The sequence below is a fragment of the Cellulomonas cellasea genome (assembly GCF_006538745.1).
GTDB classification, from domain to species: Bacteria; Actinomycetota; Actinomycetes; order Actinomycetales; family Cellulomonadaceae; genus Cellulomonas_A; species Cellulomonas_A cellasea.
On the sequence record NZ_BJLR01000011.1, the window covers coordinates 53,139 to 74,860 of the forward strand.

Annotated in this window: 22 protein-coding genes and 2 riboswitches; of the genes, 10 read left to right on the forward strand and 12 right to left on the reverse strand. The window is 75.2% G+C overall.

What is annotated here, in order from left to right:
- Nucleotides 1–82: 82 nt before the first annotated feature.
- The 5 genes from CCE01nite_RS05320 to metE all read left to right on the forward strand — a co-directional run bounded on the left by CCE01nite_RS05320 (nt 83) and on the right by metE (nt 6,128).
- Nucleotides 83–811 (forward strand): TetR/AcrR family transcriptional regulator C-terminal domain-containing protein, encoded by a 729-nt coding sequence (locus tag CCE01nite_RS05320; RefSeq protein WP_141372055.1) that lies wholly within the window; start codon nt 83–85, stop codon nt 809–811.
- A gap of 205 nt (nt 812–1,016) precedes the next feature.
- A complete protein-coding gene (locus CCE01nite_RS05325) occupies nt 1,017–1,631 on the forward strand; it encodes a DNA-3-methyladenine glycosylase I (protein ID WP_034625255.1) in 615 nt (204 codons plus the stop codon).
- A 132-nt stretch (nt 1,632–1,763) separates the two neighbouring features.
- Nucleotides 1,764–2,420, forward strand: a complete 657-nt coding sequence (locus tag CCE01nite_RS05330) for a histidine phosphatase family protein (protein WP_034625258.1) — start codon at nt 1,764–1,766, stop codon at nt 2,418–2,420.
- A 140-nt stretch (nt 2,421–2,560) separates the two neighbouring features.
- Nucleotides 2,561–2,655, forward strand: a riboswitch (SAM riboswitch).
- A 67-nt stretch (nt 2,656–2,722) separates the two neighbouring features.
- Complete coding sequence (locus CCE01nite_RS05335) at nt 2,723–3,763, forward strand: methylenetetrahydrofolate reductase (protein WP_084142465.1); 1,041 nt, start codon at nt 2,723–2,725, stop codon at nt 3,761–3,763.
- Between the two features lie 13 nt (nt 3,764–3,776).
- Entirely contained in the window at nt 3,777–6,128 is a 2,352-nt protein-coding gene (gene metE, locus CCE01nite_RS05340) for a 5-methyltetrahydropteroyltriglutamate--homocysteine S-methyltransferase (protein ID WP_034625262.1), read from the forward strand.
- A 159-nt stretch (nt 6,129–6,287) separates the two neighbouring features.
- Here metE and CCE01nite_RS05345 read toward each other — a convergent pair whose 3' ends face one another.
- Both CCE01nite_RS05345 and CCE01nite_RS05350 read right to left on the reverse strand, forming a co-directional pair.
- The gene (locus CCE01nite_RS05345) at nt 6,288–6,503 is read right to left on the reverse strand and encodes a hypothetical protein (protein ID WP_034625264.1); all 216 of its coding nucleotides are present in this window, start codon (nt 6,501–6,503) and stop codon (nt 6,288–6,290) included.
- Nucleotides 6,504–6,968: 465 nt separating this feature from the next.
- Nucleotides 6,969–7,424: an Hsp20/alpha crystallin family protein gene (locus CCE01nite_RS05350; RefSeq protein WP_052103507.1), complete on the reverse strand. Its 456-nt coding sequence runs from the start codon at nt 7,422–7,424 to the stop codon at nt 6,969–6,971.
- Nucleotides 7,425–7,719: 295 nt separating this feature from the next.
- Here CCE01nite_RS05350 and CCE01nite_RS05355 point away from each other — a divergent pair, with 295 nt between their 5' ends.
- The gene (locus tag CCE01nite_RS05355) at nt 7,720–9,096 is read left to right on the forward strand and encodes a sensor domain-containing phosphodiesterase (protein WP_052103493.1); all 1,377 of its coding nucleotides are present in this window, start codon (nt 7,720–7,722) and stop codon (nt 9,094–9,096) included.
- Nucleotides 9,097–9,151: 55 nt separating this feature from the next.
- On the opposite strand, the gene CCE01nite_RS05360 is transcribed toward CCE01nite_RS05355, so the two are convergent.
- The 5 genes from CCE01nite_RS05360 to gcvP form a co-directional block, all read right to left on the reverse strand.
- On the reverse strand, nt 9,152–9,574 hold the full coding sequence (locus tag CCE01nite_RS05360) for a (deoxy)nucleoside triphosphate pyrophosphohydrolase (protein WP_034625270.1): 423 nt from the start codon (nt 9,572–9,574) through the stop codon (nt 9,152–9,154).
- A gap of 501 nt (nt 9,575–10,075) precedes the next feature.
- Complete coding sequence (locus tag CCE01nite_RS05365) at nt 10,076–10,312, reverse strand: helix-turn-helix domain-containing protein (protein ID WP_034625274.1); 237 nt, start codon at nt 10,310–10,312, stop codon at nt 10,076–10,078.
- A 395-nt stretch (nt 10,313–10,707) separates the two neighbouring features.
- Nucleotides 10,708–11,091: a glycine cleavage system protein GcvH gene (gene gcvH / locus CCE01nite_RS05370; protein WP_034625277.1), complete on the reverse strand. Its 384-nt coding sequence runs from the start codon at nt 11,089–11,091 to the stop codon at nt 10,708–10,710.
- Between the two features lie 59 nt (nt 11,092–11,150).
- Nucleotides 11,151–12,290: a glycine cleavage system aminomethyltransferase GcvT gene (gene gcvT, locus CCE01nite_RS05375; protein ID WP_034625281.1), complete on the reverse strand. Its 1,140-nt coding sequence runs from the start codon at nt 12,288–12,290 to the stop codon at nt 11,151–11,153.
- Nucleotides 12,291–12,342: 52 nt separating this feature from the next.
- On the reverse strand, nt 12,343–15,435 hold the full coding sequence (gcvP, locus tag CCE01nite_RS05380; RefSeq protein WP_428829495.1) for an aminomethyl-transferring glycine dehydrogenase: 3,093 nt from the start codon (nt 15,433–15,435) through the stop codon (nt 12,343–12,345).
- A 197-nt stretch (nt 15,436–15,632) separates the two neighbouring features.
- Nucleotides 15,633–15,760: riboswitch (glycine riboswitch) on the reverse strand.
- 199 nt (nt 15,761–15,959) lie between these two features.
- Between gcvP and CCE01nite_RS05385 the strand changes: the two genes are divergently transcribed.
- Complete coding sequence (locus tag CCE01nite_RS05385) at nt 15,960–16,223, forward strand: helix-turn-helix transcriptional regulator (RefSeq protein ID WP_052103495.1); 264 nt, start codon at nt 15,960–15,962, stop codon at nt 16,221–16,223.
- Nucleotides 16,220–16,786: a hypothetical protein gene (locus CCE01nite_RS05390; RefSeq protein WP_141372056.1), complete on the forward strand. Its 567-nt coding sequence runs from the start codon at nt 16,220–16,222 to the stop codon at nt 16,784–16,786. Before CCE01nite_RS05385 ends, CCE01nite_RS05390 begins: the two co-directional genes overlap by 4 nt.
- A gap of 6 nt (nt 16,787–16,792) precedes the next feature.
- Here CCE01nite_RS05390 and CCE01nite_RS05395 read toward each other — a convergent pair whose 3' ends face one another.
- The 4 genes from CCE01nite_RS05395 to CCE01nite_RS05410 all read right to left on the reverse strand — a co-directional run bounded on the left by CCE01nite_RS05395 (nt 16,793) and on the right by CCE01nite_RS05410 (nt 19,975).
- Nucleotides 16,793–17,620: a nitroreductase/quinone reductase family protein gene (locus tag CCE01nite_RS05395; RefSeq protein WP_034625286.1), complete on the reverse strand. Its 828-nt coding sequence runs from the start codon at nt 17,618–17,620 to the stop codon at nt 16,793–16,795.
- Between the two features lie 186 nt (nt 17,621–17,806).
- Complete coding sequence (locus CCE01nite_RS05400) at nt 17,807–18,319, reverse strand: ACT domain-containing protein (RefSeq protein WP_034625290.1); 513 nt, start codon at nt 18,317–18,319, stop codon at nt 17,807–17,809.
- Nucleotides 18,316–19,404 (reverse strand): lactate/malate family dehydrogenase, encoded by a 1,089-nt coding sequence (locus CCE01nite_RS05405; protein ID WP_034625295.1) that lies wholly within the window; start codon nt 19,402–19,404, stop codon nt 18,316–18,318. The genes CCE01nite_RS05400 and CCE01nite_RS05405 overlap by 4 nt, the downstream gene beginning before the upstream one ends.
- A 157-nt stretch (nt 19,405–19,561) precedes the next feature.
- Nucleotides 19,562–19,975, reverse strand: coding sequence for a hypothetical protein (locus CCE01nite_RS05410; RefSeq protein WP_034625300.1), 414 nt, complete (start codon nt 19,973–19,975; stop codon nt 19,562–19,564).
- Nucleotides 19,976–20,069: 94 nt separating this feature from the next.
- On the opposite strand from CCE01nite_RS05410, the gene CCE01nite_RS05415 reads away from it, so the two are divergent.
- Both CCE01nite_RS05415 and CCE01nite_RS05420 read left to right on the forward strand, forming a co-directional pair.
- A complete protein-coding gene (locus CCE01nite_RS05415; protein ID WP_034625305.1) occupies nt 20,070–20,408 on the forward strand; it encodes an antibiotic biosynthesis monooxygenase family protein in 339 nt (112 codons plus the stop codon).
- Nucleotides 20,405–20,965 carry an MOSC domain-containing protein gene (locus CCE01nite_RS05420; protein ID WP_034625308.1) on the forward strand — a complete coding sequence of 187 codons (561 nt, stop codon included), beginning with the start codon at nt 20,405–20,407 and terminating at the stop codon, nt 20,963–20,965. The genes CCE01nite_RS05415 and CCE01nite_RS05420 overlap by 4 nt, the downstream gene beginning before the upstream one ends.
- A gap of 100 nt (nt 20,966–21,065) precedes the next feature.
- On the opposite strand, the gene CCE01nite_RS05425 is transcribed toward CCE01nite_RS05420, so the two are convergent.
- A complete protein-coding gene (locus CCE01nite_RS05425; RefSeq protein WP_034625313.1) occupies nt 21,066–21,716 on the reverse strand; it encodes a phosphatase PAP2 family protein in 651 nt (216 codons plus the stop codon).
- Between the last annotated feature and the right edge of the window lie 6 nt (nt 21,717–21,722).

Genomic DNA, 21,722 nt, shown 5'->3' on the forward strand with positions numbered 1-21,722 from the left:
CGGAACGGCCCCCGCGGGTGCGCGGGCGGCCGGCACGTCCAGTGCAGCGGCCGGTCGAAATGCCCGACAAGTCCGTCCTGGGGTGAAGTGGCTTCCCGAAGGTGCTGCCGACGCACGCGCCCCACGCGGGCTCACGCCGTCCGGCGCCGGAACAGCCGCGGGCGCGCCCGCCGACGCCGAGGGGCTCGGTGCGGTGTCCATGGCCCGGCTCGCCGAGTCGCTGGGCTTCACCACGATGTCGCTCTACCGCTACGTCTCGTCGAAGGACGAGGTGCTCGCCCTCATGGCCGACGCCGCCGTCGGGCCGCCCCCGGAGCGCGAGCCCGGTGCACCGGCGGGCTGGCGGCCCCGTCTCGAGCAGCTCGTGCGCGCGCAGGGCCCGGTCCTGCGGGCGCACCCCTGGCTCGCGCAGAGCGAGGCGGCGCTGCACGCGACCGGCCCGCACCGCCTCGCGTGGATGGAGGCGATGGTCGGCGCGCTCGACGGGACGGGCCTGCACGCGGCGGAGAAGCTCGGCGTCGCCGCCCTGCTCGCGTCGCACGCGCTCAGCGAGGCCCGCCTCGCGGGCGAGTTCACGGCCTACGAGCGCGCCGCCGCCGAGCCGCAGGACGACGACACCCCGCGCGTCGCCGACTACGGCGCGATCATCGCGGCCCTCGTGCGGCCCGACGAGCACCCGGCGCTCGCCGCGGCCGTCGACGAGGGCGCGTTCGCGTTCGACGGCCCGCCCGACGACCCCGACCTCGACTTCGGGGCCCGCCTCATCCTCGACGGGGTGGCGGCGCTCGTCCGGGCGCGGTCGGACGGCTAGGCCGCGCTGCCGGACGACGCCGGCGCACGGGGGGCCGCTCCGCGACGCAGCCGGGAGGCTCGACCGCGCTGCCCACGCCGGCGCGCGACCCCGCGGCGCGGCAGGGTCCCGGGGTCACGCACCCACCGCCCTGCCCCGTCGGGCTGCCGGCCCGCACCCCTCGCCGGTCCGTCCCGGCGTGGGCGGGACGCGGCAGGATCGCCGCATGACCCCCACCGAGACCCCCGAGCCGGCGGCCGTCCCGCTCGCGACCCCCGGCGCCCGCTGCTTCGGCGACGGCAACCCCCTCTACGAGGCGTACCACGACGAGGAGTGGGGCGTGCCGGTGCACGGGGACCGCGCGCTGCTCGAACGCCTCGCGCTCGAGGGCTTCCAGTCCGGGCTGGCGTGGATCACGATCCTGCGCAAGCGCCCCGCGTTCCGCACCGCGTTCGCCGACTTCGAGCCCGAGGCCGTCGCGAGGTTCGGGGAGGACGACGTCGCCCGCCTCCTGGCCGACGCCGGGATCGTGCGCAACCGCGCCAAGATCGAGGCGACGATCGCCAACGCCCGCGCCGTGCTCGCGCTGCACGAGGCGGGCCGCACGCTCGACGAGGTCGTCTGGTCGTTCGCGCCGGCCGGTGCGACGGACGGCTCACGCCGGCGCCCCGCGACCTGGACCGACGTCCCCGCGCAGACCGACGAGTCGAAGGCGCTGGCCCGCGAGCTCAAGCGCCTCGGCTTCCGCTTCCTCGGGCCCACCACCGTGTACGCGGCGATGCAGGCGTGCGGCCTGGTCGACGACCACCTCGCGGGGTGCCCGGTCGTCGCCGGCCGCTGAGCTCGAGCCAGGCGGGCCGGAGCGCGCCTCGGCGACGCCGGGTGCTCGTCGCCCGGTCGTCACACGCGCGTCGTCCGCCCGACACACGTGCTGCCTAGCGTCGGACCGACACCGAGAGAGAGCAGGGCACCGATGACCCTCACGCTGACGCTCGTCCGCCACGGGCGCACCTACTTCAACGCACGCCGGATCCTGCAGGGACGCTGCGACTCGCCGCTCACGCGCGACGGCCGCGCGGGCGTCCGCACGACCGCCCGGTACCTCGCGGGCACGCCGTTCACGGCCGCGTGGTCCTCACCGTCGGGCCGGGCCGTCGCGACCGCCGTCGAGCTGCTCCGCCACCACCCCGAGGTCCGCCTGCGCACCGACCCCGGGCTGCTCGAGTACGGCTTCGGCATCTACGAGCGCAAGCCCGAGGGCGTGCTCGACGAGGTCGTCGCGTGGCCCGACCTCGTGACCGAGGTCCTGTCCGGCCGCCACCCCGGGCTGCCCGGCGGCGAGTCCGGGAGCGAGTTCATGGGCCGGACGCGCGACGTGTTCGCCCGGATCGCCGCGCAGCACGACGGCGGGCACGTGCTCGTCGTCGGCCACGGGCTCGCACTCGGCGCGTACCTCGCGACGGTCGACGACGTCGGCCTCGTGCCGCTGCCGAACGCCTCGGTCTCGACGGTCGAGGTCGAGCCCGACGGGTCGACGCGTCTGACCAGCGTCGCGGTCGACGTCGCCGGCCAGGGCCACGTCGCGGCGCGTCCGATGCGGACCCCGACACCGGTAGCTTCGATCGCCTGACGCGGCAGGTCCGCTCCACGTCCCTCGTCCGCCGCACGTCCCTCGTCCGCGGCGCGCCGCTCGCCGGTCGAGCGGTGGACGGCCGCATCTCGCAGACTGAGAGGCATTGCTCAGCATGCGGGACCGGCCCTATGCTCGGCTCACCATCCAGAGCGGCCGAGAGTCCTGGCTCGTCGACGCCGCAGCAACCCCCCTCTCACGAGGGTGTGGGTGCTTCCGCCAGGTTCGATGGAGTTGACGATGACGTGCACGTCCCCGTGTCCGCGACCCTCGGCGGCGCCCGCCCGGCCGACCGGCCGCTCATGAGCGCCCCCGTGACCGATGCGGTGCCCGCGCCCGCGCCGACCCGCAGCCGCGACGTGCGCGCCGCCGTCGACCGGCCGACGGTGTCGTTCGAGCTGTTCCCGCCGCGCAACCCGGACGCCGCCCCGAAGCTGTGGGCGACGATCCAGGCGCTCGGCGAGGCGCGCCCGGACTTCGTCTCGGTGACCTACGGCGCGTCGGGCAAGACGCGCGACACCACGCGCGGGCTCGTCCGCCGCCTGCTGCGCGAGACGTCGCTCAACCCGATCGCGCACCTGACCTGCGTCGGCACCTCGCGCGCCGAGGTCACCGCGGTCGTCGAGGAGTTCCTCGACGAGGGGGTGCGGTCGTTCCTCGCCCTGCGTGGCGACCCGCCCGCCGACCAGCCGGACTGGCGCCCGCACCCCGAGGGCCTCGAGACCGCGAGCGAGCTCGTCGCGCTGCTCCGCGAGATCGAGGAGCGCCGCTGCCGCGGGAGCCTCGCGCAGAAGGTCCGCGCGACCGTGCGTCCGCTGTCGATCGCCGTCGCCGCGTTCCCGCGCGGCAACGCCGGCACGGGCAGCACCCGGGCGCAGGACGTCGCGGCGCTGCTCGCCAAGCAGGAGGCCGGCGCCGACTTCGCGATCACGCAGGTCTTCTTCGACGCGGGCAGCTATCTCGAGCTCGTCGCCGAGGCGCGCGAGGCCGGCGTCACGATCCCGATCATCCCGGGCATCATCCCGACGACCGACCCGGCCCGGCTGCTTCGCGTCGAGGCGCTCACGGGCGTCACGGTCCCCCGGCCGCTGCTCGACCGCCTCGGCTCGGTCGACGACGACGCCGAGCGCCACCGTGTCGGCATCCGGGCGAGCGTCGACCTCGTGAACGCCGTGCTCGACGGCGGCGCCCCGGGCGTCCACGTCTACACCTTCAACACCCACCATGCCGCGCTGGACCTGCTCGAGGGTGCACACCTCGGCGGCGGAGCTCCGACAGCTCCCGACCGGGCCCCCGGGCCACAGGCCGGCTCACCCAGCCCCGTCCCCGCCCCCACGAACTGATCGAGGACCCACGATGACGAGCACCACCCCCGCCTCCACGCTGCCCGAGTTCCCCGCCGGGACGATCCTCGGCTACCCGCGCATCGGTCCCCGCCGCGAGCTCAAGAAGGCCATCGAGGCGTTCTGGGCCGGCAAGACGTCCGCCGAGGAGGTCGAGGCCGTCGCCGCCGACCTGCGCAAGCGCACCCGCACGCACCTCGCCGGCCTGGGCCTGCGCACCGACGTGCCCGCGATCCCGAGCGCGTTCTCCTTCTACGACCAGGTGCTCGACGCGACGAACCTCGTCGGCGCCGTCCCGGCCCGGTTCGCCGACCTCGTCGACGCCGAGGGCCGCCTCGACCTCGCGGGCTACTCGACGGTCGCCCGCGGCCGCGGCGAGGACCTCCCGCTCGAGATGACGAAGTGGTTCGACACGAACTACCACTACCTCGTCCCGGAGATCGGCCCCGAGACCGAGTTCCGCTACGCGAGCGACCGCACGGTCCGCGAGTTCGTCGAGGGCCTCGCCGACGACGTCCTCACGCGTCCCGTCCTCGTCGGTCCGGTCACGTACCTCGCGCTCGCGAAGCCGACCGAGACGGCGCCCGAGGGCTTCACGCCGCTCGACCGCCTCGCCGACCTGCTGCCCGTGTACGCGACGGTGCTCCGCGAGCTCGCGAAGGCCGGCGCCACGTGGGTCCAGCTCGACGAGCCCGCGCTGGTCTCCGAGTCGCTCGACGTCCCGCTGGACCGCGTCCGCGAGGCGTTCGCCCAGGCGTACACCGTGCTCGCGACCGAGCTCGCGCGCCCTGAGCGCCCGGCGATCCTCGTCGCCGCGCCCTACGCCGACCTCGCGGAGAGCCTCGACGTCGTCGCCGCCTCGGACGTCGAGGGCGTCGCGCTCGACCTCGTCCGCGGCGCCGCCCCCACGGCCGCCGTGCCCGGGCTCGCGGGCAAGGTCGTCGTCGGCGGTGTCATCGACGGCCACAACATCTGGCGCGCGGACCTCTCGGCGAAGCTCGAGGTGCTCGAGCGCCTCGAGACGCTCGGTGCGGCGCAGGTCGCGGCCGGCACGTCGACGTCGCTGTTCCACGTCCCGCACACGCTCGACGACGAGCCCGCGCTCGACGCGACGCTGAAGTCCTGGCTCGCGTTCGCCGACCAGAAGGTCACCGAGATCGTGACCCTGGCCGAGGGCCTGAGCGAGGGCCGCGAGGCCATCCACACGCAGCTGCTCGAGGCGTCCGACGCGGTCCGCTCGCGCGCCACGGCGCCCGGCGTCGTCCGCCCCGAGGTCCGCGAGCGGGCCGCGTCGCTCACCGAGGACGCGTTCAACCGCGGCCCGTTCGCGGAGCGCAAGACGGCCCAGGCGGAGCGCCTCAACCTCCCGCCGCTGCCGACGACGACGATCGGGTCGTTCCCGCAGACGCCCGAGATCCGCAAGGCCCGCGCCGCGCACGACAAGGGCGAGCTCAGCACCGAGCAGTACGAGGAGGAGATGCGCGCGGAGATCCGCCGCGTCGTCGAGCTCCAGGAGTCCATCGGCCTCGACGTCCTCGTGCACGGCGAGCCCGAGCGCAACGACATGGTCCAGTACTTCGCGGAGAACCTCGACGGGTTCGCCGTGACGCAGAACGGCTGGGTCCAGTCCTACGGCTCGCGCTGCACGCGCCCGTCGATCCTGTGGGGCGACGTCTCCCGCCCGGCCCCGATCACCGTCGGCTGGACGCAGTACACGCAGTCGCTGTCGAGCAAGCCGGTCAAGGGCATGCTGACCGGCCCGGTGACGATCCTGGCCTGGTCCTTCGTGCGCGACGACCAGCCGCTCAGCGACACCGCCAACCAGGTGGCCCTCGCCCTGCGCGACGAGATCACGGACCTCGAGGAGGCCGGGATCGCGATCGTGCAGGTCGACGAGCCCGCGCTGCGCGAGCTGCTCCCGCTCAAGGAGAAGGACCACGCCGCGTACCTCGACTGGTCGGTGCGCTCGTTCCGGCTCTCGACGGCCGGCGTGCGCCCCGACACCCAGATCCACACGCACCTGTGCTACTCGGAGTTCGGGCAGATCGTCGGCGCGATCGACGGCCTCGACGCGGACGTGACCTCGATCGAGGCGGCCCGCTCGAAGATGGAGATCCTCGCGGACATCGCGAACGCCGGGTACCCGCGCGCCGTGGGCCCGGGCGTCTACGACATCCACTCCCCGCGCGTGCCGGGCGAGGACGAGGTCGAGGAGCTGCTCACTGCGGCGGTCAAGGCCATCGACCTCGACCAGCTGTGGGTCAACCCGGACTGCGGCCTCAAGACCCGCCGCTACGCCGAGGTGACGCCGTCGCTCGAGAGCATCCTCGCCGCGACGCGCGCGGTCCGGGCGACGCTCGCCTGATCTGACGCACGAACGGCCGGAGGCCGGGAGCCCCGAAGGGATCCCGGCCTCCGTCGTGTCCGGGGTGCGCGGCGGAGCCGACGCGGACAGGGCCGGGAGCACGTGGCTCCCGACCCTGTCCGGGCGTGCTGCCGGCACCGGTCCGGCGCGGTCAGCCGGTCAGTGGACGACCCCGACGCTGTCGACGATCACGGGCACGGATCCCGCCCGGGGGGCGACGGGGATCGAGCCGTCCACCGCCGCTCGGACCGTCGCCAGGTTCGGAGCCGTCTCGCCCTGCACGTAGTCGACCGCCGGGGTGGTCGGCGGGGCCACCTCACCGCTCCACGCGATGCGGGGGCCCGGCGCCACGGGATCGGTGGCCGCGATGTTCACGACGTGCGCGACACCCTTGCGGCAGCGGCGCTCCGGTCACGAGCGTCTCCCCGCTCGCCAGCCGCTCACCCGAGAGGCGCGTGTCCGTCACGCGCGTCGGGGGCGTCGGGGCGAACCGCCGCCCTCCGGTGCGCGTCCGCTCGTCGTACCAGCCGTGCCCGCCGCTCCGCCGGCCTCGATCGTCAGGGAGTCGCGGCCGGGCTCTCCGGGTGTCGCGAAGTTCGTCGACGGTGTCAGCACCTCGGAGACCGGGCCGCTCCAGAGCCCGGCGCTGAAGACCGTCAGCACGTCCCCGGGCTCCCCGCGGATCACCCATCGGACTGACGGCACAGGCGGCGCTGCGACAGCTGCCCGGACGGGTCGGGAGGGCCACCCTCGGACGTGACGAGCCCGACGGCACGGCCCCCGACGCGCCGCGGGCCGCGGACCTCTGGGGGTCCACGGCCCGCGGGCGCCGGGCCCGGATCAGCTCGTGCCGGCCTCGGCGCGCTCGCCGGACTGCGTGATCGCCGTGGCCTGGGACGCGCCATGCTGCACCTCGATGCGGCGCGGCTTGGCCTCCTCGGCGACGGGGATCGTCAGCGACAGCACGCCGTCCGCGTACGTCGCCTCGATCTTGTCGAGCGCGAGCCCGCGGCCCACGGTCAGCTGGCGGACGTACGTGCCGGACGGACGCTCCTGGACGAGCCACTGCACGCCCTCGGCGCCCTGGTGGGTGCGCTGCGCGCGGATCGTCAGCGTCTGGTCCTCGACGTTCACGTCGATGGTGCCCGGGTCGGCGCCCGGGAGGTCGGCGTGGAGCACGTAGTGGTCCCCCGACCGGAACAGGTCGAGCGGCATCGACGCTGCGGCGCGTGCGGAGCCGAACACCTGACCGACGAGCCGGTCCATCTCCTGGAACGGGTCGAATCGCGTAGCCACGACCATCACCTCCTCGCGGCGAGGCACCGGACCGTCCGACGCCTCGGTACGGGCCCCTCCGGAACCGCCCGGAGGGGACTGGCTACGTCTCTGTTCTAGCACTCTCACCCGGAGAGTGCCAAGCCTTCGGAGCCCCCGTCGTGGATGTCCTCGCCTGACCGACGAGGGCCTCGGAGCGGCCGGGCAGGCCGTCCCGGCGAGACGCCGCCCGACCTTCACGAGGCCCTCCCGCGACGACGGGGATAGCCTCGGTCCGGGGGCACGGTCGGGGGGCAGCCGCCGGACGGGGGTCGACGTGGACCAGATCGGTACGGACGAGGTCAGCGCGAGCGGGGTCGGCGCGAGCGAGGTCGGGGCGGGCGAGATCCGCCCGGGCGAGACCGGTGCGGAGCAGGTCGACCCGGGCGAGGGAATCGCCCAGCGGATCGACGCCGTCGCGCGCGCGCACGAGGACGGGACGACGCTCGAGGACGCCTGCGCGCGCCTCGTCCACCTGCTCCGCCAGCACGTGCACATGGAGGTCGGCTGGACGAGCGAGTTCGTCGGCACCGAGCAGGTGTTCCGGATCGTCGACGTCGAGCCCGGCCGGGACGGACCCGCGGTCGGCACCCGCACCTCGCTCAACGACGCCTACTGCTCGCGCGTCCTCAACGGCACGATGCCCGCGCTGATCCCGAACGCGCGCGACGTGCCCGCGGCCACCTGGCTCGACGTGACCCTGGCGCTGCACATCGGGTCCTACCTCGGTGTCCCGCTGCACGCCCCCGACGGGACGCCCAACGGCATGCTGTGCATGATCAGCTCCGGCGTCGCCCCGCAGCTCGACGAGCACGCCCTGACCACCGCGCGGCTCGTCGCCCAGGTCATCGACGACCTGCACCACCGCGCCCTCGGCGAGGGAGCCGCGCGCCGCGAACGGGCCGCGCTGCACGCGCACGTCGCCACGCTGTGCGCCGGGGACGGGCGCCACGCGGTGTACCAGCCCATCGTCGAGCTGCGCACCGGGGTGGCCGTGGCGGCGGAGGCGCTGACCCGCTTCGAGGCGTCGGACCGTGCGCCCGCCGGGTGGTTCGCCGCCGCGCACAGCGTCGGCCTGGGGCGTGAGCTCGAGGTCGCCGCCGCGCGCTGCGCCCTCGACGCGCTGCGGACGCCCGGGCAGGTGCCGCCGGGCTGCGCGATCGCGGTGAACCTCTCCCCCGACCTGGTCGTCGACGCCCTCGACGAGCTGCTCGACGACGTCGACGTGTCGCGCGTCCTGCTCGAGCTCACCGAGTACGCGCCCGTGGTGGACTACGACCGCCTCCGGGGCGCCCTGGACCCGCACCGTGCGGCCGGCCTGCGCATCGCCGTCGACGACACCGGCGCGGGCTACGCGAGCCTCAACCACGTGCTCCTGCTGCGGCCGGACGTCGTCAAGGTGGACATGCAGCTCGTGCGGGGCGTCGACACCGACCCCGTGCGCCAGGCGCTGGTCGGCGCGCTCGTCCGGTTCTGCGCGGTCGCCGGGGCGCTCGTCGTCGCGGAGGGGGTCGAGACCGAGGAGGAGCTCGTCTCGCTGCTCGACCTCGGCGTTGACCTCGGTCAGGGCTTCTTCCTCGAGAAGCCGTGCCGCGAGCCGCGGTGGGACGGCCTGCCGCACCACGCGCTGCCGCTGGCCACCAGCGGCGGCTGAGCCCCGACGCCGTCCGGAGGCTGAGCCCCGACGCGTCCGGTCGGCGCGGCCGCGGTCAGTCGGTCACGTACTGCGCGGCGAGCGCCTCGACGATGCGGACGTCGCCGTCGAGCCACGGGACCGCGGTCCACTGCCCGAGCGGGAGCCACTGCAGCTCGTCGTGCTCGACGAGGGGCTCCGGGATGCCGTCCACGATCTCCGCCATCCACAGCCGCATGACGTAGGTGTCGGTGAGGCGCCAGGCGCCGCCGTCGGGCCCCACGAGCTCGTGGCCCAGGCCGACGCGGACGCCGAGCTCCTCGCGCAGCTCGCGGTGCAGCGCCTCCTCGGGGGACTCCCCCGGGTCGACCTTGCCGCCGGGGAACTCCCAGCGCCCGGCGAGGCTCGCGGGGGCGGACCGTCGGGCCGCGAGCAGCTCGCGGGGGGAGTCGAGGTCGTCGACGATCGCCGCGGCGACCACGAGCACAGGACGCGTCATGCGCGTGATCCTGCCAGTGATGCATGTCGGGCGCGTGACGGGCCCGGGACGGCGGTCGCGGGGAGCGGGGGGTGCGAGCTGCGGGCGCGGACGGCGAGGGTGCCGCCGCGCGGTCCGGCGTCGTGCGGTCCGGCGTCGTGCGGTCCGGCGTCGTGCGGTCCGGCGTCGTGCGGTCCGGCGTCGTGCGGGCCGGTGTAGTGCGGGCCGGTGTGGTGCGGTCCGGCGTGGTGCGGTCCGGTGTGTGCGGGACGCGTCGCGCGTGCTGGTGCGATCGCGGTCCGGGGTCGTGCGGGTGAGTCACGGTCGACGCCGGTGTCGGCTGCGCTCTCGGGTCGGCGCACCGGGGGTACGGCCGGTGCGTGCGACGCGGGGGTGCGGCGGTCGTGCGGTGGGTCGTGCGACCGGGTGGGAGCGTCCGCTGGTGGTGCGCCCGGGCGGCTGTGCCCGGGCCGGCGTCCCGCTGGTGCGACCGCGCGGGGTGCGCGGGCTGGTGCCTGCGGGTCAGCGCAGGCCGGCGGCCTCGGCCCAGGCGACGGCCTCGGCACGCGTCGAGACGCCGATCTTGCGGTAGACGCTGCGCACCTGGGACTTGACGGTGTTGCGCGTGACGAACAGGCGCGTCGCGATCTCCTCGAGGGTGACGTCCTCGGCGAGCTCGGACAGCACGACCCGTTCGCGGCGGGTCAGCGGCTCCGCGAGGGTCGTCGTGACGGTGCGGTCTGCCTCAAGGATGCTCATGGTGTCCTCCGGGTCCGGACGGCGTCCGGTGACCCGGCGCCGTTGTCGTGCGGCTGTTACCGGATGAGATCGGCAGGCGCGGTGGGTATGACGCCAAAATCACCCGCGAATCACCCCGGCGTCGCCGTCGGACGTGCTCCCGGGCGACACTCGAAGGTGAACCCGCAGGTCACAGAGATACACGGAAAGGTGCGCGGAATCGGGATTCACCCGTTCGGACCAGCACGAGCCGCGTTCTCCGCCCCTCGGGGCAGCGCGCAGGCTGGTATCGGCGCCCGCACGCGCGACGCCGGCTGGTATCGGCGCTCGCACCAGCAGCGCGCGGACCGGCGCCGTCACTCCGGGGCGCGCCCCGACGCGCCGCGGTGGCGCCCCCGACGCGCGCCCCCCGGAGGTCAGCCCGCGACCTGCGCGGCGTACTCCTCGGCGGTCAGCACCGGACCGGTCTCCGTGACCTCGACCTTGAGCAGCCACCCGGCGCCGAACGGGTCGGAGTTGACGAGCTCGGGGGTCTCGACGACCGCCTCGTTGACCTCGACGACCGTCCCGGTGACGGGCGAGAACAGCTCGGAGACCGACTTCGTGGACTCGATCTCCCCGATCACGGCGCCCGCGGCGATCACCTCGCCGACCGCCGGGAGCTCGACGTAGACGATGTCGCCGAGCGCGTCGGCGGCGGTCGAGGTGATGCCGACGGTCGCGGGCGCGTCGGCGCCGGCGCGGGTGTCGACCCACTCGTGCTCGACCGTGTACTGCAGGTGCTCGGGGAAGCTGCTCATGAGGTGTCCTGTCGGGTCGGGCCGGCGGGGCCGGGTCGTCGTCGGGCGGTCGAGGTCGGTCAGCGAGGACGACGGTAGAAGGGAACGGGCACGACGACCACCGGCTCGCGGCGTCCGCGCACGTCGACCGCGAGCTCGCGGCCCTCGCCGCACATCTCGGGGGTCACGTACGCGAGCGCGATCGGGTAGCCGAGCGTCGGCGACGGCGCCCCGGACGTCACGTGGCCGACGACGGGCGAGTCGGGCGCGGTGCTCATCACGACGTCGTACCCGTGCCGCGCCGCCCGCTTGCCGAGCCCGCGCAGCCCGACGAGCACGCGCGCCGGCTGGGCACCCTTGCGCGACGCGAGCACCGCGCGCCCGACGAACGGCAGCGGCTCGCCATCGGGCCCGGTCTTGTCGAGCTTGACCACGCGCCCGAGCCCCGCCTCGTACGGCGTGGTGGTGGTGTCGAGCTCGTTGCCGTAGAGCGGCATCCCCGCCTCGAGCCGCAGGCTGTCGCGCGCGGACAGGCCCGCGGGGACGAGCCCGAGGGGCTCCCCGGCGGCGAGCAGGTCGCGCCAGAGCTCGGCGGCGGCCTCGGCCGGGACGAACAGCTCGAAGCCGTCCTCGCCCGTGTAGCCGGTGCGGGCGACGAGCGCGGGGACCCCCGAGACGGTCGCATTGACCGCGGCGTAGTACTTGAGCTCGCGGATCGGGTCGACGTCGGCGGGCTCGGCCGCGGACGTGACGATCTCCTCGGCGCGCGGGCCCTGGACGGCGATGAGCGCGGTCGTCAGCGACGCGTCGTGCAGCGTCGCGTCGAACCCGGCGAGGCGCTCGATCAGCGCGTCGCGCACCACGGCGACGTTCGAGGCGTTCGCGACGACGAGGAACCGGTCCTCGGCGAGGCGGTAGACGACGAGGTCGTCGAGCACGCCGCCGTCCTCGCGGACGATCATCGTGTAGCGCGCCCGGCCCAGCGCGAGCGCCGTGAGGTCCCCGACGAGCGCGTGGTCGAGCGCCGCGGCGGCCCCCGCGCCGGAGATCTCGAGCTCGCCCATGTGCGAGAGGTCGAACAGCCCCGCGGCGGTCCGGACCGCCTGGTGCTCGGCGATGTCGCTCGTGTAGCGCAGCGGCATCTGCCACCCCGCGAACGAGGTGAGGGCGGCGCCGAGGGCGACGTGCTCGTCGTGCAGCGGGGACAGGACGTCGCTCACGGGCGGGCTCCGATCGGGTCGAGGGTGGTGCCGGGCGTGCGGGGGGCGACGGTCACGAGGTGTACGCCTCGATCGGCGGGCACGTGCAGACGAGGTTGCGGTCGCCGTGCGCGCCGTCGATCCGGCGCACCGGCGGCCAATACTTGTCGCTGCGCACGCTCGCGAGCGGGAACGCCGCGAGCTCGCGCCCGTACGGCTTGTCCCAGACGTCGGCCGTGACGGACCCGGCCGTGTGCGGCGCGTTCCGCAGCGGCGACTCCGCGAGCGGCCAGCGCCCGGCGCCGACCGCGTCGATCTCGCCGCGGATCGACACCATGGCGTCGACGAACCGGTCGAGCTCGGCGAGGTCCTCGGACTCGGTCGGCTCGACCATGAGCGTCCCGGCCACCGGGAAGGACAGCGTCGGGGCGTGGAAGCCGTAGTCCATGAGCCGCTTCGCGACGTCCTCGGCCGTGACGCCGGTGTCCTTGGTGATCTGGCGCAGGTCGAGGATGCACTCGTGCGCGACGAGCCCGTTCGGCCCCGTGTAGAGCACCGGGAAGTGCGGGGCGAGGCGCGAGGCGAGGTAGTTCGCGCTGAGCACCGCGGTCTCGGTCGCCCGCCGCAGGCCCTCGCCACCCATCAGCGCGACGTACGCCCAGGAGATCGACAGGATGCCGGCCGAGCCGAACGGCGCCGCGGAGACCGGGGCGGCCGCGCCGGGCCCGGGCAGCCCGGGCGACGCAGGGGAACCCGAGGTCGCGGACGTGGTGCCCGACGAGGGTGCCGCCGAGCCGTCGGAGGCGCCCGAGCCGCCGACCGCACCCGAGGCGTGCGCGTCCGACCCGTGCACGGCACCCGGATCCCCCGGCAGGAACGGCACGAGGTGCGCGCCGACACCGATCGGCCCGACGCCGGGGCCACCGCCGCCGTGCGGGATGCAGAACGTCTTGTGCAGGTTGAGGTGCGAGACGTCGCCGCCGAACTCGCCGGGCCGCGCGAGCCCGACGAGCGCGTTGAGGTTCGCGCCGTCGATGTACACCTGGCCGCCGGCCTCGTGCACGAGGTCGCAGACCGTGCGCACGTCCTCCTCGTAGACGCCGTGCGTCGACGGGTAGGTGATCATGATCGCCGCGACCTGCGGCCCGTGCTGCGCGAGCTTGGCGCGCAGGTCGTCGAGCTCGACCGAGCCGTCCTCGGCGGTCGCGACGACCACGACGCGCATGCCCGCGAGCGCCGCGGACGCCGCGTTCGTGCCGTGCGCCGACGCGGGGATGAGGCAGATGTCGCGCACGGCGTCACCCTCGGCGCGGTGCGCCGCGTGGTACTCGCGGATCGCGAGCAGCCCGGCGAACTCGCCCTGCGACCCGGCGTTGGGCTGGACCGAGACCGCGGCGTAGCCGGTGATCTCCGCGAGCCACGTCGACAGGCTCTCGATGAGCTCGGCGTACCCGGCGGCCTGCTCGCGCGGGGCGTAGGGGTGGATCGACGCGAACTCGGGCCAGGTCATGGCCTCCATCTCGACCGTCGCGTTGAGCTTCATGGTGCAGGAGCCCAGCGGGATCATCGTCCGGTCGAGCGCGAGGTCCTTGTCGGAGAGCCGGCGCAGGTAGCGCATCATCGCGGTCTCGGAACGATTCACGTGAAACACCGGGTGCGTGAGGTAGCCGCTGGTCCGGACGGCCCACGCCGGGAGCGCGCCGGCGCCGAGCGGGACGTCGGTGCTGGTCGCGGCCCCGGCGGCGTGCTCGTCAGGGCGGGGCTCGGCGTCGGCGGACGCCCCGAGCGCCTCGGCGACGGCGGCGAGCACCGCGCGCACGTGCTCGGGCGTCGTCGTCTCGTCGCACGCCGCCTGGACGTGGTCCTCGTCGGGCGCCCAGAGGTTGATCCCGCGCTCCGCCGCGGCGGCCACGACGGCCCGCGCGCGACCCGGCACGACGGCCCGGACGGTGTCGAAGAACGTCTCGTGCGCGACCGCGACCCCGTGCGCCTGCAGCCCGTCGGCAAGCGCGACGGCACGCCCGTGCACCCGCTCGGCGATCGCCCGCAGCCCGTCGGGCCCGTGGTAGACGGCGTACATCGACGCCGTGATCGCGAGCAGCGCCTGCGCGGTGCAGATGTTGCTCGTGGCCTTCTCGCGGCGGATGTGCTGCTCGCGGGTCTGCAGCGCGAGCCGGTACGCCGGTGCGCCGTCGGCGTCGATCGACACCCCGACGAGCCGGCCGGGGATCATCCGCTCGAGGCCCGAGCGCACCGCCATGAACGCCGCGTGCGGCCCGCCGTAGAACAGCGGCACGCCGAACCGCTGCGCCGAGCCGACGGCGATGTCCGCACCGAGCTCGCCGGGCGGCGTGAGGATCGTCAGCGCGAGCAGGTCGGCGGCGACCGTGACGAGCCCGCCCGCCGCGTGCGCGGCCTCGACCAGCGGGCGGAGGTCGCGCACGACCCCGGAGACGCCGGGCGCCTGGACCACGACACCGACGAGCCCGCCGGGGCCCACGTCGGGCAGACCCTCGCTCAGGTCCGCGACCACCACCGGCAGCCCGATCGCCTCGGCGCGACCCCGCGTGACGGCGACGGTCTGCGGCAGGCACTCGGAGTCCAGCACCACGACGCCGTCGGGCCGGCCCTTGACCGAGCGCCGCATGAGCGCGACCGCCTCCGCGACGGCCGTGGCCTCGTCGAGCAGCGACGCGTTCGACGTCGGCAGGCCCGTGAGGTCGCCGATCACGGTCTGGAAGTTGAGCAGCGCCTCGAGCCGGCCCTGCGAGATCTCCGGCTGGTACGGCGTGTACGCGGTGTACCAGGCCGGCGACTCGAGGACGTTGCGGCGGATCACCGGCGGCGTGATCGTGTCGGAGTACCCGAGCCCGATCATCTGCGTCATCACGGTGTTCTTCGCGGCGATCGCGCGCAGCGCCGCGAGCACCTCGGCCTCGCTGCGGGCCGCCGGGAGGTCGAGCGGGCGGTCCGTGCGGATCGAGGCCGGGACCGCGGCGTCGACGAGGTCGTCGAGCGAGTCGTAGCCGAGCTGCGTCAGCATCGTCGCGAGCTGCGACGTGCGCGGGCCCACGTGCCGGTCGGTGAAGTCGCGCGCGGCGTCGGTGCGGTGGGACAGCTCGTCGGCGCTGAGGTGCGTCACGGCGGTCTGGTCGAGCTCGGTCACGAGGGCCTCCGGGGGTCGTCCGGCGGGCACCGGGACGGACGGGTGGCCTCCCCGCTCTGTCATCCGCGCGCCCGGGGCACGCGACCTGAGAGTTTTGCCGGTCCGCCATGGGCCTCGCGGTGAGCGGGACCCCGGGGCGCGCCGGCTTGCACCGTCGGTGGGCCGCCCGTCGCCGGGTGGCCGCTTTCCAGAGTTGCCTCGCCGTGGCGGTACGGGGGCCTGAGAGTTTCCCGGGGAGGGGCTTGCTCCTTCGGCGCCTCGCCGGACGGCTCGGCCCCTCGCGGGATACGGGCCGACGACGGGAGGACTCTCCCGCCACGGTTCGAGCAGCGTGTTCAGTTGGGCGTGCTGCGCCAGCGTACCTGGCGCCGAGGGGCACGCGGCGGTCGTGCCCGACGAGGCGTCACCCGCTCCCCGGCGCGGACGCCCACGCCGCGCGGCAGCCGCCCACCTCGAACGATTCTGACGACAAAAATGTCAAGACGGCTTGACATGCGATGTCAAGGATCCTTAACGTTGTCGACATGACGACCCGCCTCACCGAGCCGGTCGCCCCACGGTCCGACGCGGCCGTGGTGAGCCCGGTCCGACTCCGACGCCGCGCGCTCAAGGTCACCCAGGCCGAGCTCGCGGAGGCCACCGAGGTGAGCCGCCAGACCATCATCGCGATCGAGCAGGGCGACTACGCCCCGTCCGTCTTCCTGGCGCTGCGCATCGCGCGGACCCTGGGCTCGACGGTCGAGGACCTGTTCGGCGCGGCCGAGCCGCACACCGGAGGGTCAGCATGACGACGAACGACCACAGCGTCCTCGGCCGGGCAGCGGACCGGCTGATGGACCTCGACTCCCCCGTCTACGGCGACGAGCGCGAGCGCGCGCTCGTCATGGAGGCCTACACGTTCGGCGCGACGGCGACCGTCTACGTCTGCATCGGCGGCGCTGTCGTCAGCGCGGTCCTCGGCAGCCTCGGGCTGCCCGTCGTGCTCCTCGTGGCGGCGACCCTGCCGTCCTTCGCGAGCATCTGGTACGCCCGGCGCCGCGGCGTCGACCTGCTCGCGATGTCCGAGCGCGCGACCCCGCGCGAGCGCCGCACCGCCGTGCTGACCCTCGTCGGCGGCATGCTCGTCGTGCTCGGGGCGATGCTGTTCACGGTGCGCGCGGGGCACGGGCTCGTCCCGCTGCCGGAGCCGAGCGGGACGGTCTCCGAGGTGCTCGACGACGCGCTCGTCGGCGCGATCCTCGGCGGCATGGGCGGCGGCCTCGTCGGGCTCGTCATGCAGCTCGTGCGCCGGCGCACCCGCCCCGCGGCCGGCGGCACCCGCGACGACGACGTCGACGACCTGGACGACTGAGCGACGTCAGGCGCGCGCGGCGTCGAGCACCGGGACCAGCTGCTCCTCCTCGTACGCGAGGTGCCGACCGAGCTCGTCGACGAGGCGGTCGACCTCCCGCAGCGTGGTGTCCCGGTCCGCGACGTCGGCGCCCACGACGGCCTGCAGCTCGTCGAGCAGGTCCTTGATCACGGCGTGCTCGGCGCGGAGCCGGTCGAGCACCGGCGCGAGGGACGGGTCCTGCCCGAGCATCGGGAACATCCCGGTGTCCTCGGCCTCGTGGTGCCGGTGCAGGCCGGCGCACACCGTGAGGCACGAGACCCGCAGCTGCGCACCGAGCCTGGTCCCGCCGCGCGCGACCTCGTCCCGGACCAGCGCGAGCTCGCGACGGAACGCCCCGTGCAGGAGGACGAGCGCCTGACCCCACGGCACCCCCGGCGGCGGGCCTGTCGAGACGCGGTGCAGCGCGACCACGGGGATGACCCGGCTCGTGCGCGCCTGGTACCCGGCCCACCCCGGGTCCGCCTCGACCGCGCGCGCGTACACGCGGTCGCGCTCCTCGCCGGTCAGGACCTCCGCGCGCGCCTCGTACGTGAACGCGCCGTCCTCGACCGTCACGCTCGGGTCGGCGACGACGTTGTGGAACCACGCCGGGTGCGTCGGCGCCCCGAGGGAGGACGCGATGACGAGCACGCGCTCACCGTCGGGCAGGTAGCCGAGCGGGGTCGTGTGCGGGCGCCCGGTCCGCGCGCCGCGGGTCGTGAGCAGCAGCAGGCGACTGCCCTCGTACTCGGCGACGCGGCCGTGGTGGGCGCGGAACTCGTCGACGATCCGGTCGTTGTACGCGTTCGGCATGGCGCTCCCCTGCGGTCTCGCGAGCGACGCTAGACCCGCCCGGGTGCCGCGGGCAACGGCCCCCGGCGCCGGGGACCGCGTGCGGCGGCCGGCCGCCGTCGCTCCGGGCGTGCGGGCCCGACGCCGCAGGCGAGCGGGGGCTGACCTGACGCGAGGGCGCGGTGGCCGACGACGCGGGAGCGCAGGTCAGAGACCGAGGACGACCGTCGCCGTCGTCGTCGCGCCGCACGCCCTGGCCGCCTGCATGACCTCGACGACGTCCACGAACGACCCCTCGACGAGCACCGGCTGCCCCGCCGACGTGTCGCCCGACCACCGGACGGCGGCGTGCGTCGGCGGGGTGAACGGCACGTGGTCGGGCATGACGACGACGCCGGCGGCGCGCACCGCCGGGTCGTCGGCCGAGCGCACCTCGACCGAGCGGATCACGGACAGCCGCCGGGCCGTGCGGACCAGCAGGTGCTGACGCCGGGCGGTCGCGCGGAACGTCACCGCGATCGCCCCGACGTCGCCGTCGACCGCGCCCGTCGCGAGCGACTCGAAGCTCACGCCGCGCGTCGAGAAGACGCTGGTCAGCGCCGTGAGGGTGCCCGGCCGGTCGGCGCCGCGCACGAGCACGACCCACCGCTCGCCGCCGCCGCCCACGCCGCCGTCCTCCACGCCGCCCGCGCGCCCCTCCGCCGTCCCACGCTCCGTCACGCCCCGACCCCCGCACGACCGAGACCCCACGGCGCGAGGCTCGCGTCGATCCGGTCGCGGCACCGCACGAGCAGCTCGGCCTCGTCGGGCGCCGGCTCGTCGAGCAGCGCGCGCGTCCACCCCTCGGGGCCGAGGACGACGGGCACGCCGAGCACGCCGTCGAGCGCGGTGCCGCCGACGCCGACCTCGCCGTCGAGCAGCACCTGCCCGGCGACGACGATCTCGCGCCCGTCGAGCAGCGTGTCGACGAGGTCGACGGTCGCGCTCGCCGTGCCCGCCGCGGTCTTGGCGCCGCTCTGGTGCGTCATCCACGGCCGCGCGACCGCACGCAGGTCCGGCGGCCACGAGTCGATGAGGTCGAACGCCGCGCCGATGTCCTCGGCCGCGAGCGCGAGCAGCCGGGTCTGCGCGTCGGCGATCTCGGCGCCGAAGGTCGCGAGGGTCCGCCCGCGCCGCAGCGCGTCGATCGCCCGCCGGCGCTCCGCCCGGTCGAGCCCGCTGACCCGCACGGTCGACCAGAGCGGCACGAGGTCGGAGCCGTGCTGGCCCGCGACGAACCCGCCGATCCGGTGCCGGCGCAGCCCGAGCGACACCGCGATCTCGCGCCGGAACCGCAGCGTGTCGAGCCACGCGCCCATCCCGATCACGCGGTGCCGGCCGAGCGCGCGCGCCATCACGGCGACCCCGAGCTCGACGGGGTTGGACACGACGACGACGACCTCGTTGCCGGACCCGTGCACGGCGAGCGCCCGGGCGTACGCGTCGAACACCGCGTGGTTCTCCGCCGCGAGCCGCGTGCGGTCGGTCGACGCCCCGGCGCGCGGCGGCGCGGTGACCCCCGCGCAGACGACCACGACGTCCGCGACGACGTCCTCGGGCGCGAGCGCGACGTCGATCAGCGGGGCGTGCTCGTCGTATGCGTCGACGAGGTCCGCGCGCAGCCCGTGCGTCGCGCGCGCCGACGAGCCGCCCGCACGCCCCACGAGCTGCAGCCGCGACGACGTCGGCAGCACCCGCCGCTCGACGAGCTGCGTGCACACCTGTCGTCCGACGTCACCCGTCGCTCCCAGCACCGCCACGTCCATGCCCCGAACGGTACGACCCCTGTGTGTCGCGAGATCGCGCGCCGCAAGGCAGTGCACGGGGCGTCGGGCTCGCGCCGGGCTCGGGCGTGGGCGCCGGGCGTGGGCGTCGGGCTCGTGCGCGGGCGATGCGCGCCGGGCTCCCGCTCCTGCCCGGGCGTCAGGCTCCCGGCGAGGGCGCCGAGGTGAGCGTGTCGGTGAGCACCTGCTCGGCGTCGACGCCGTACACGAGGACGGGACCGAGCGAGTCCGCGAGGCCGAGCAGCTCGACGAGGACGTCGGAGTGCTCGTTCTCGAGGTCCGGTCCGCTCGAGACCCGGAAGCGCGCGTGCCCGGGGCGCTCGGTGCCGGTGACGTACGCGAGGTCGGCGTCGACGTCCTCGCCCTGCTCGAACGCGACCGTCAGGTGGTACGCGCCCTCGACGACGACCGTGAGGTGCTCCTGCTGCGTGAACGGGTTCGCCGTCGCGCCGAACGCGACGGGCCAGCCCGCGAGCGCCTGCCGCACGGACGCGAACACCCGTGCGGCGTCGCGCCCGGGGCCGGCCGGGAAGTACACGTGGAGCACCGGCATCCGGGGGCCTCTCGTCGACGGAGCCCCGACCGTAGCGGGCGGCGCGCCCCGGACGGCCCGGCACCGGAAGGGTCGCCGGTGCCACGATCGGGCGATGATCCTCGAGCACGCTCTCCTGCCCGTCGACCCCGCCCGCGCCGAGGAGTTCGAGGCGGCGTTCGCCGAGGCGCTGCCGATCATCACCGCGATGCCGGGCGTCGGGCGCGTCACGCTCTCCCGCGGCGTCGAGAGCCCGGGGACCTACCTGCTGCTCGTGGGGTGGGAGACCGTCGAGCACCACACCGAGGGGTTCCGCGGCTCGGCGGGCTACGCGCGCTGGCGCGAGCTGCTGCACCGGTTCTACGACCCGTTCCCTGTCGTCGAGCACTTCACGCCCGTCCTCACCGCCGAGCCTGGCGCCGCGTCCGGTCCGCGGGGAGAATCAGGGGTGTGAGCACCGACGCGCTCGTCCAGCCCTCCGTCCTCTCCGTCAGCCGCAGCCCGCGGCACGCGTTCAGCAAGCCCGTCGAGGACGAGATCCGCCTCGTCGCGGGGCTGGGGGTCGAGGGCGACGCGCACTACGGGGTGACCGTGCAGCACCGCTCGCGCCGGCACCGCCCCGACCCGCCGCCGAACCTGCGGCAGGTGCACCTCATCCACTGCGAGCTGTTCGACGAGGTCGCGACCGGCGGGTTCGTCGTCCGGCCCGGGGAGATGGGCGAGAACGTCACGACCCAGGGCGTCGACCTGCTGTCGCTGCCGCGCGGGACCCGCCTGCACCTGGGCCGGCACGCGGTCGTCGAGCTCACCGGGCTGCGTAACCCGTGCACGCAGATCGACGGGTTCTCCGACGGGCTCATGCGCGCCGTGCTGGGGCGCGACGCGGACGGCAACCTGATCCGCAAGGCCGGCGTCATGAGCATCGTGCTCGCGTCGGGGCTCGTGCGCGCCGGCGACCGGATCGACGTCGAGCTGCCCGTCGGGGTGCACGAGGTGCTCGCGCCGGTCTGACGGAACGCGCCCGCGCCACACCCGACCCCACGGGCGCCACCGGACGCGGCGGACCTCCCCGCCGTCGACGGCCGCTGCGGCAGCCGCCGACCTCCGCGCGTCAGCCGCCGGAGCCGAGCGTCGCGAGGAACCCGAGCAGCACCCCGACCGCCGCCCCGACCACGGCCTGGCTGACCGTGTGCTGACCCAGCCGTACCCGCGCCCACACCAGCGCCCCGAGCACCACGACGCCGGCCGCGCCGACCCCGGGGAACCACCCGAGCAGCAGCCCGACGAGCGTCCCCGCAAGCAGCCCGTGCGCCGAGACGTTGCGCCGCGCGCCGGCGAGCGCGACGAGCCCGGTCGCGAAGTAGGCGGCGAACGCGCGGACGACCTCGTCGGGCACGCCGAGCACCGCGCCGACCCCGAGCGCGACGAGCTCCGCGGCGAGCACCCACGGGACCGCGCGGCGCCGGGTCACGGAGCCCGGTCCGCCGACGAGCCGGACGAGTGCGAGGGCCAGGACGGCCGCACCGGCGAACAGCCCGACGGTCGTCGCGAGGGCCCCGAGCCGCCCGTCGGGCCCCCCGGCCCACGCCGCGACCACGGTCGCGAGGACGGTGCTGGGCAGCGGACCGAGGACCCGGCTCAGCGCCCGCGCGAGCTGCTCGTCGGGGCGGGTCCGGCCCGCGGCGCCGGGGGTCCGCTTGTCTCGGGATGTCCGGTCTGAGATGCTCCACGACAGTTCACGTGATCGACCGGACCAGTTCATCTCAGC

Coding starts and splice junctions, on each gene's coding strand:
- CCE01nite_RS05325 (WP_034625255.1), top strand. CDS start 1,017: ATGACCCCCACCGAGACCCCCGAGCCGGCGGCCGTCCCGCTCGCGACC.
- CCE01nite_RS05330 (WP_034625258.1), top strand. CDS start 1,764: ATGACCCTCACGCTGACGCTCGTCCGCCACGGGCGCACCTACTTCAAC.
- CCE01nite_RS05335 (WP_084142465.1), top strand. CDS start 2,723: ATGAGCGCCCCCGTGACCGATGCGGTGCCCGCGCCCGCGCCGACCCGC.
- metE (WP_034625262.1), top strand. CDS start 3,777: ATGACGAGCACCACCCCCGCCTCCACGCTGCCCGAGTTCCCCGCCGGG.
- CCE01nite_RS05360 (WP_034625270.1), bottom strand. CDS start 9,574: ATGACGCGTCCTGTGCTCGTGGTCGCCGCGGCGATCGTCGACGACCTC.
- CCE01nite_RS05365 (WP_034625274.1), bottom strand. CDS start 10,312: ATGAGCATCCTTGAGGCAGACCGCACCGTCACGACGACCCTCGCGGAG.
- gcvH (WP_034625277.1), bottom strand. CDS start 11,091: ATGAGCAGCTTCCCCGAGCACCTGCAGTACACGGTCGAGCACGAGTGG.
- CCE01nite_RS05385 (WP_052103495.1), top strand. CDS start 15,960: ATGACGACCCGCCTCACCGAGCCGGTCGCCCCACGGTCCGACGCGGCC.
- CCE01nite_RS05390 (WP_141372056.1), top strand. CDS start 16,220: ATGACGACGAACGACCACAGCGTCCTCGGCCGGGCAGCGGACCGGCTG.
- CCE01nite_RS05395 (WP_034625286.1), bottom strand. CDS start 17,620: ATGCCGAACGCGTACAACGACCGGATCGTCGACGAGTTCCGCGCCCAC.
- CCE01nite_RS05405 (WP_034625295.1), bottom strand. CDS start 19,404: ATGGACGTGGCGGTGCTGGGAGCGACGGGTGACGTCGGACGACAGGTG.
- CCE01nite_RS05410 (WP_034625300.1), bottom strand. CDS start 19,975: ATGCCGGTGCTCCACGTGTACTTCCCGGCCGGCCCCGGGCGCGACGCC.
- CCE01nite_RS05415 (WP_034625305.1), top strand. CDS start 20,070: ATGATCCTCGAGCACGCTCTCCTGCCCGTCGACCCCGCCCGCGCCGAG.
- CCE01nite_RS05425 (WP_034625313.1), bottom strand. CDS start 21,716: ATGAACTGGTCCGGTCGATCACGTGAACTGTCGTGGAGCATCTCAGAC.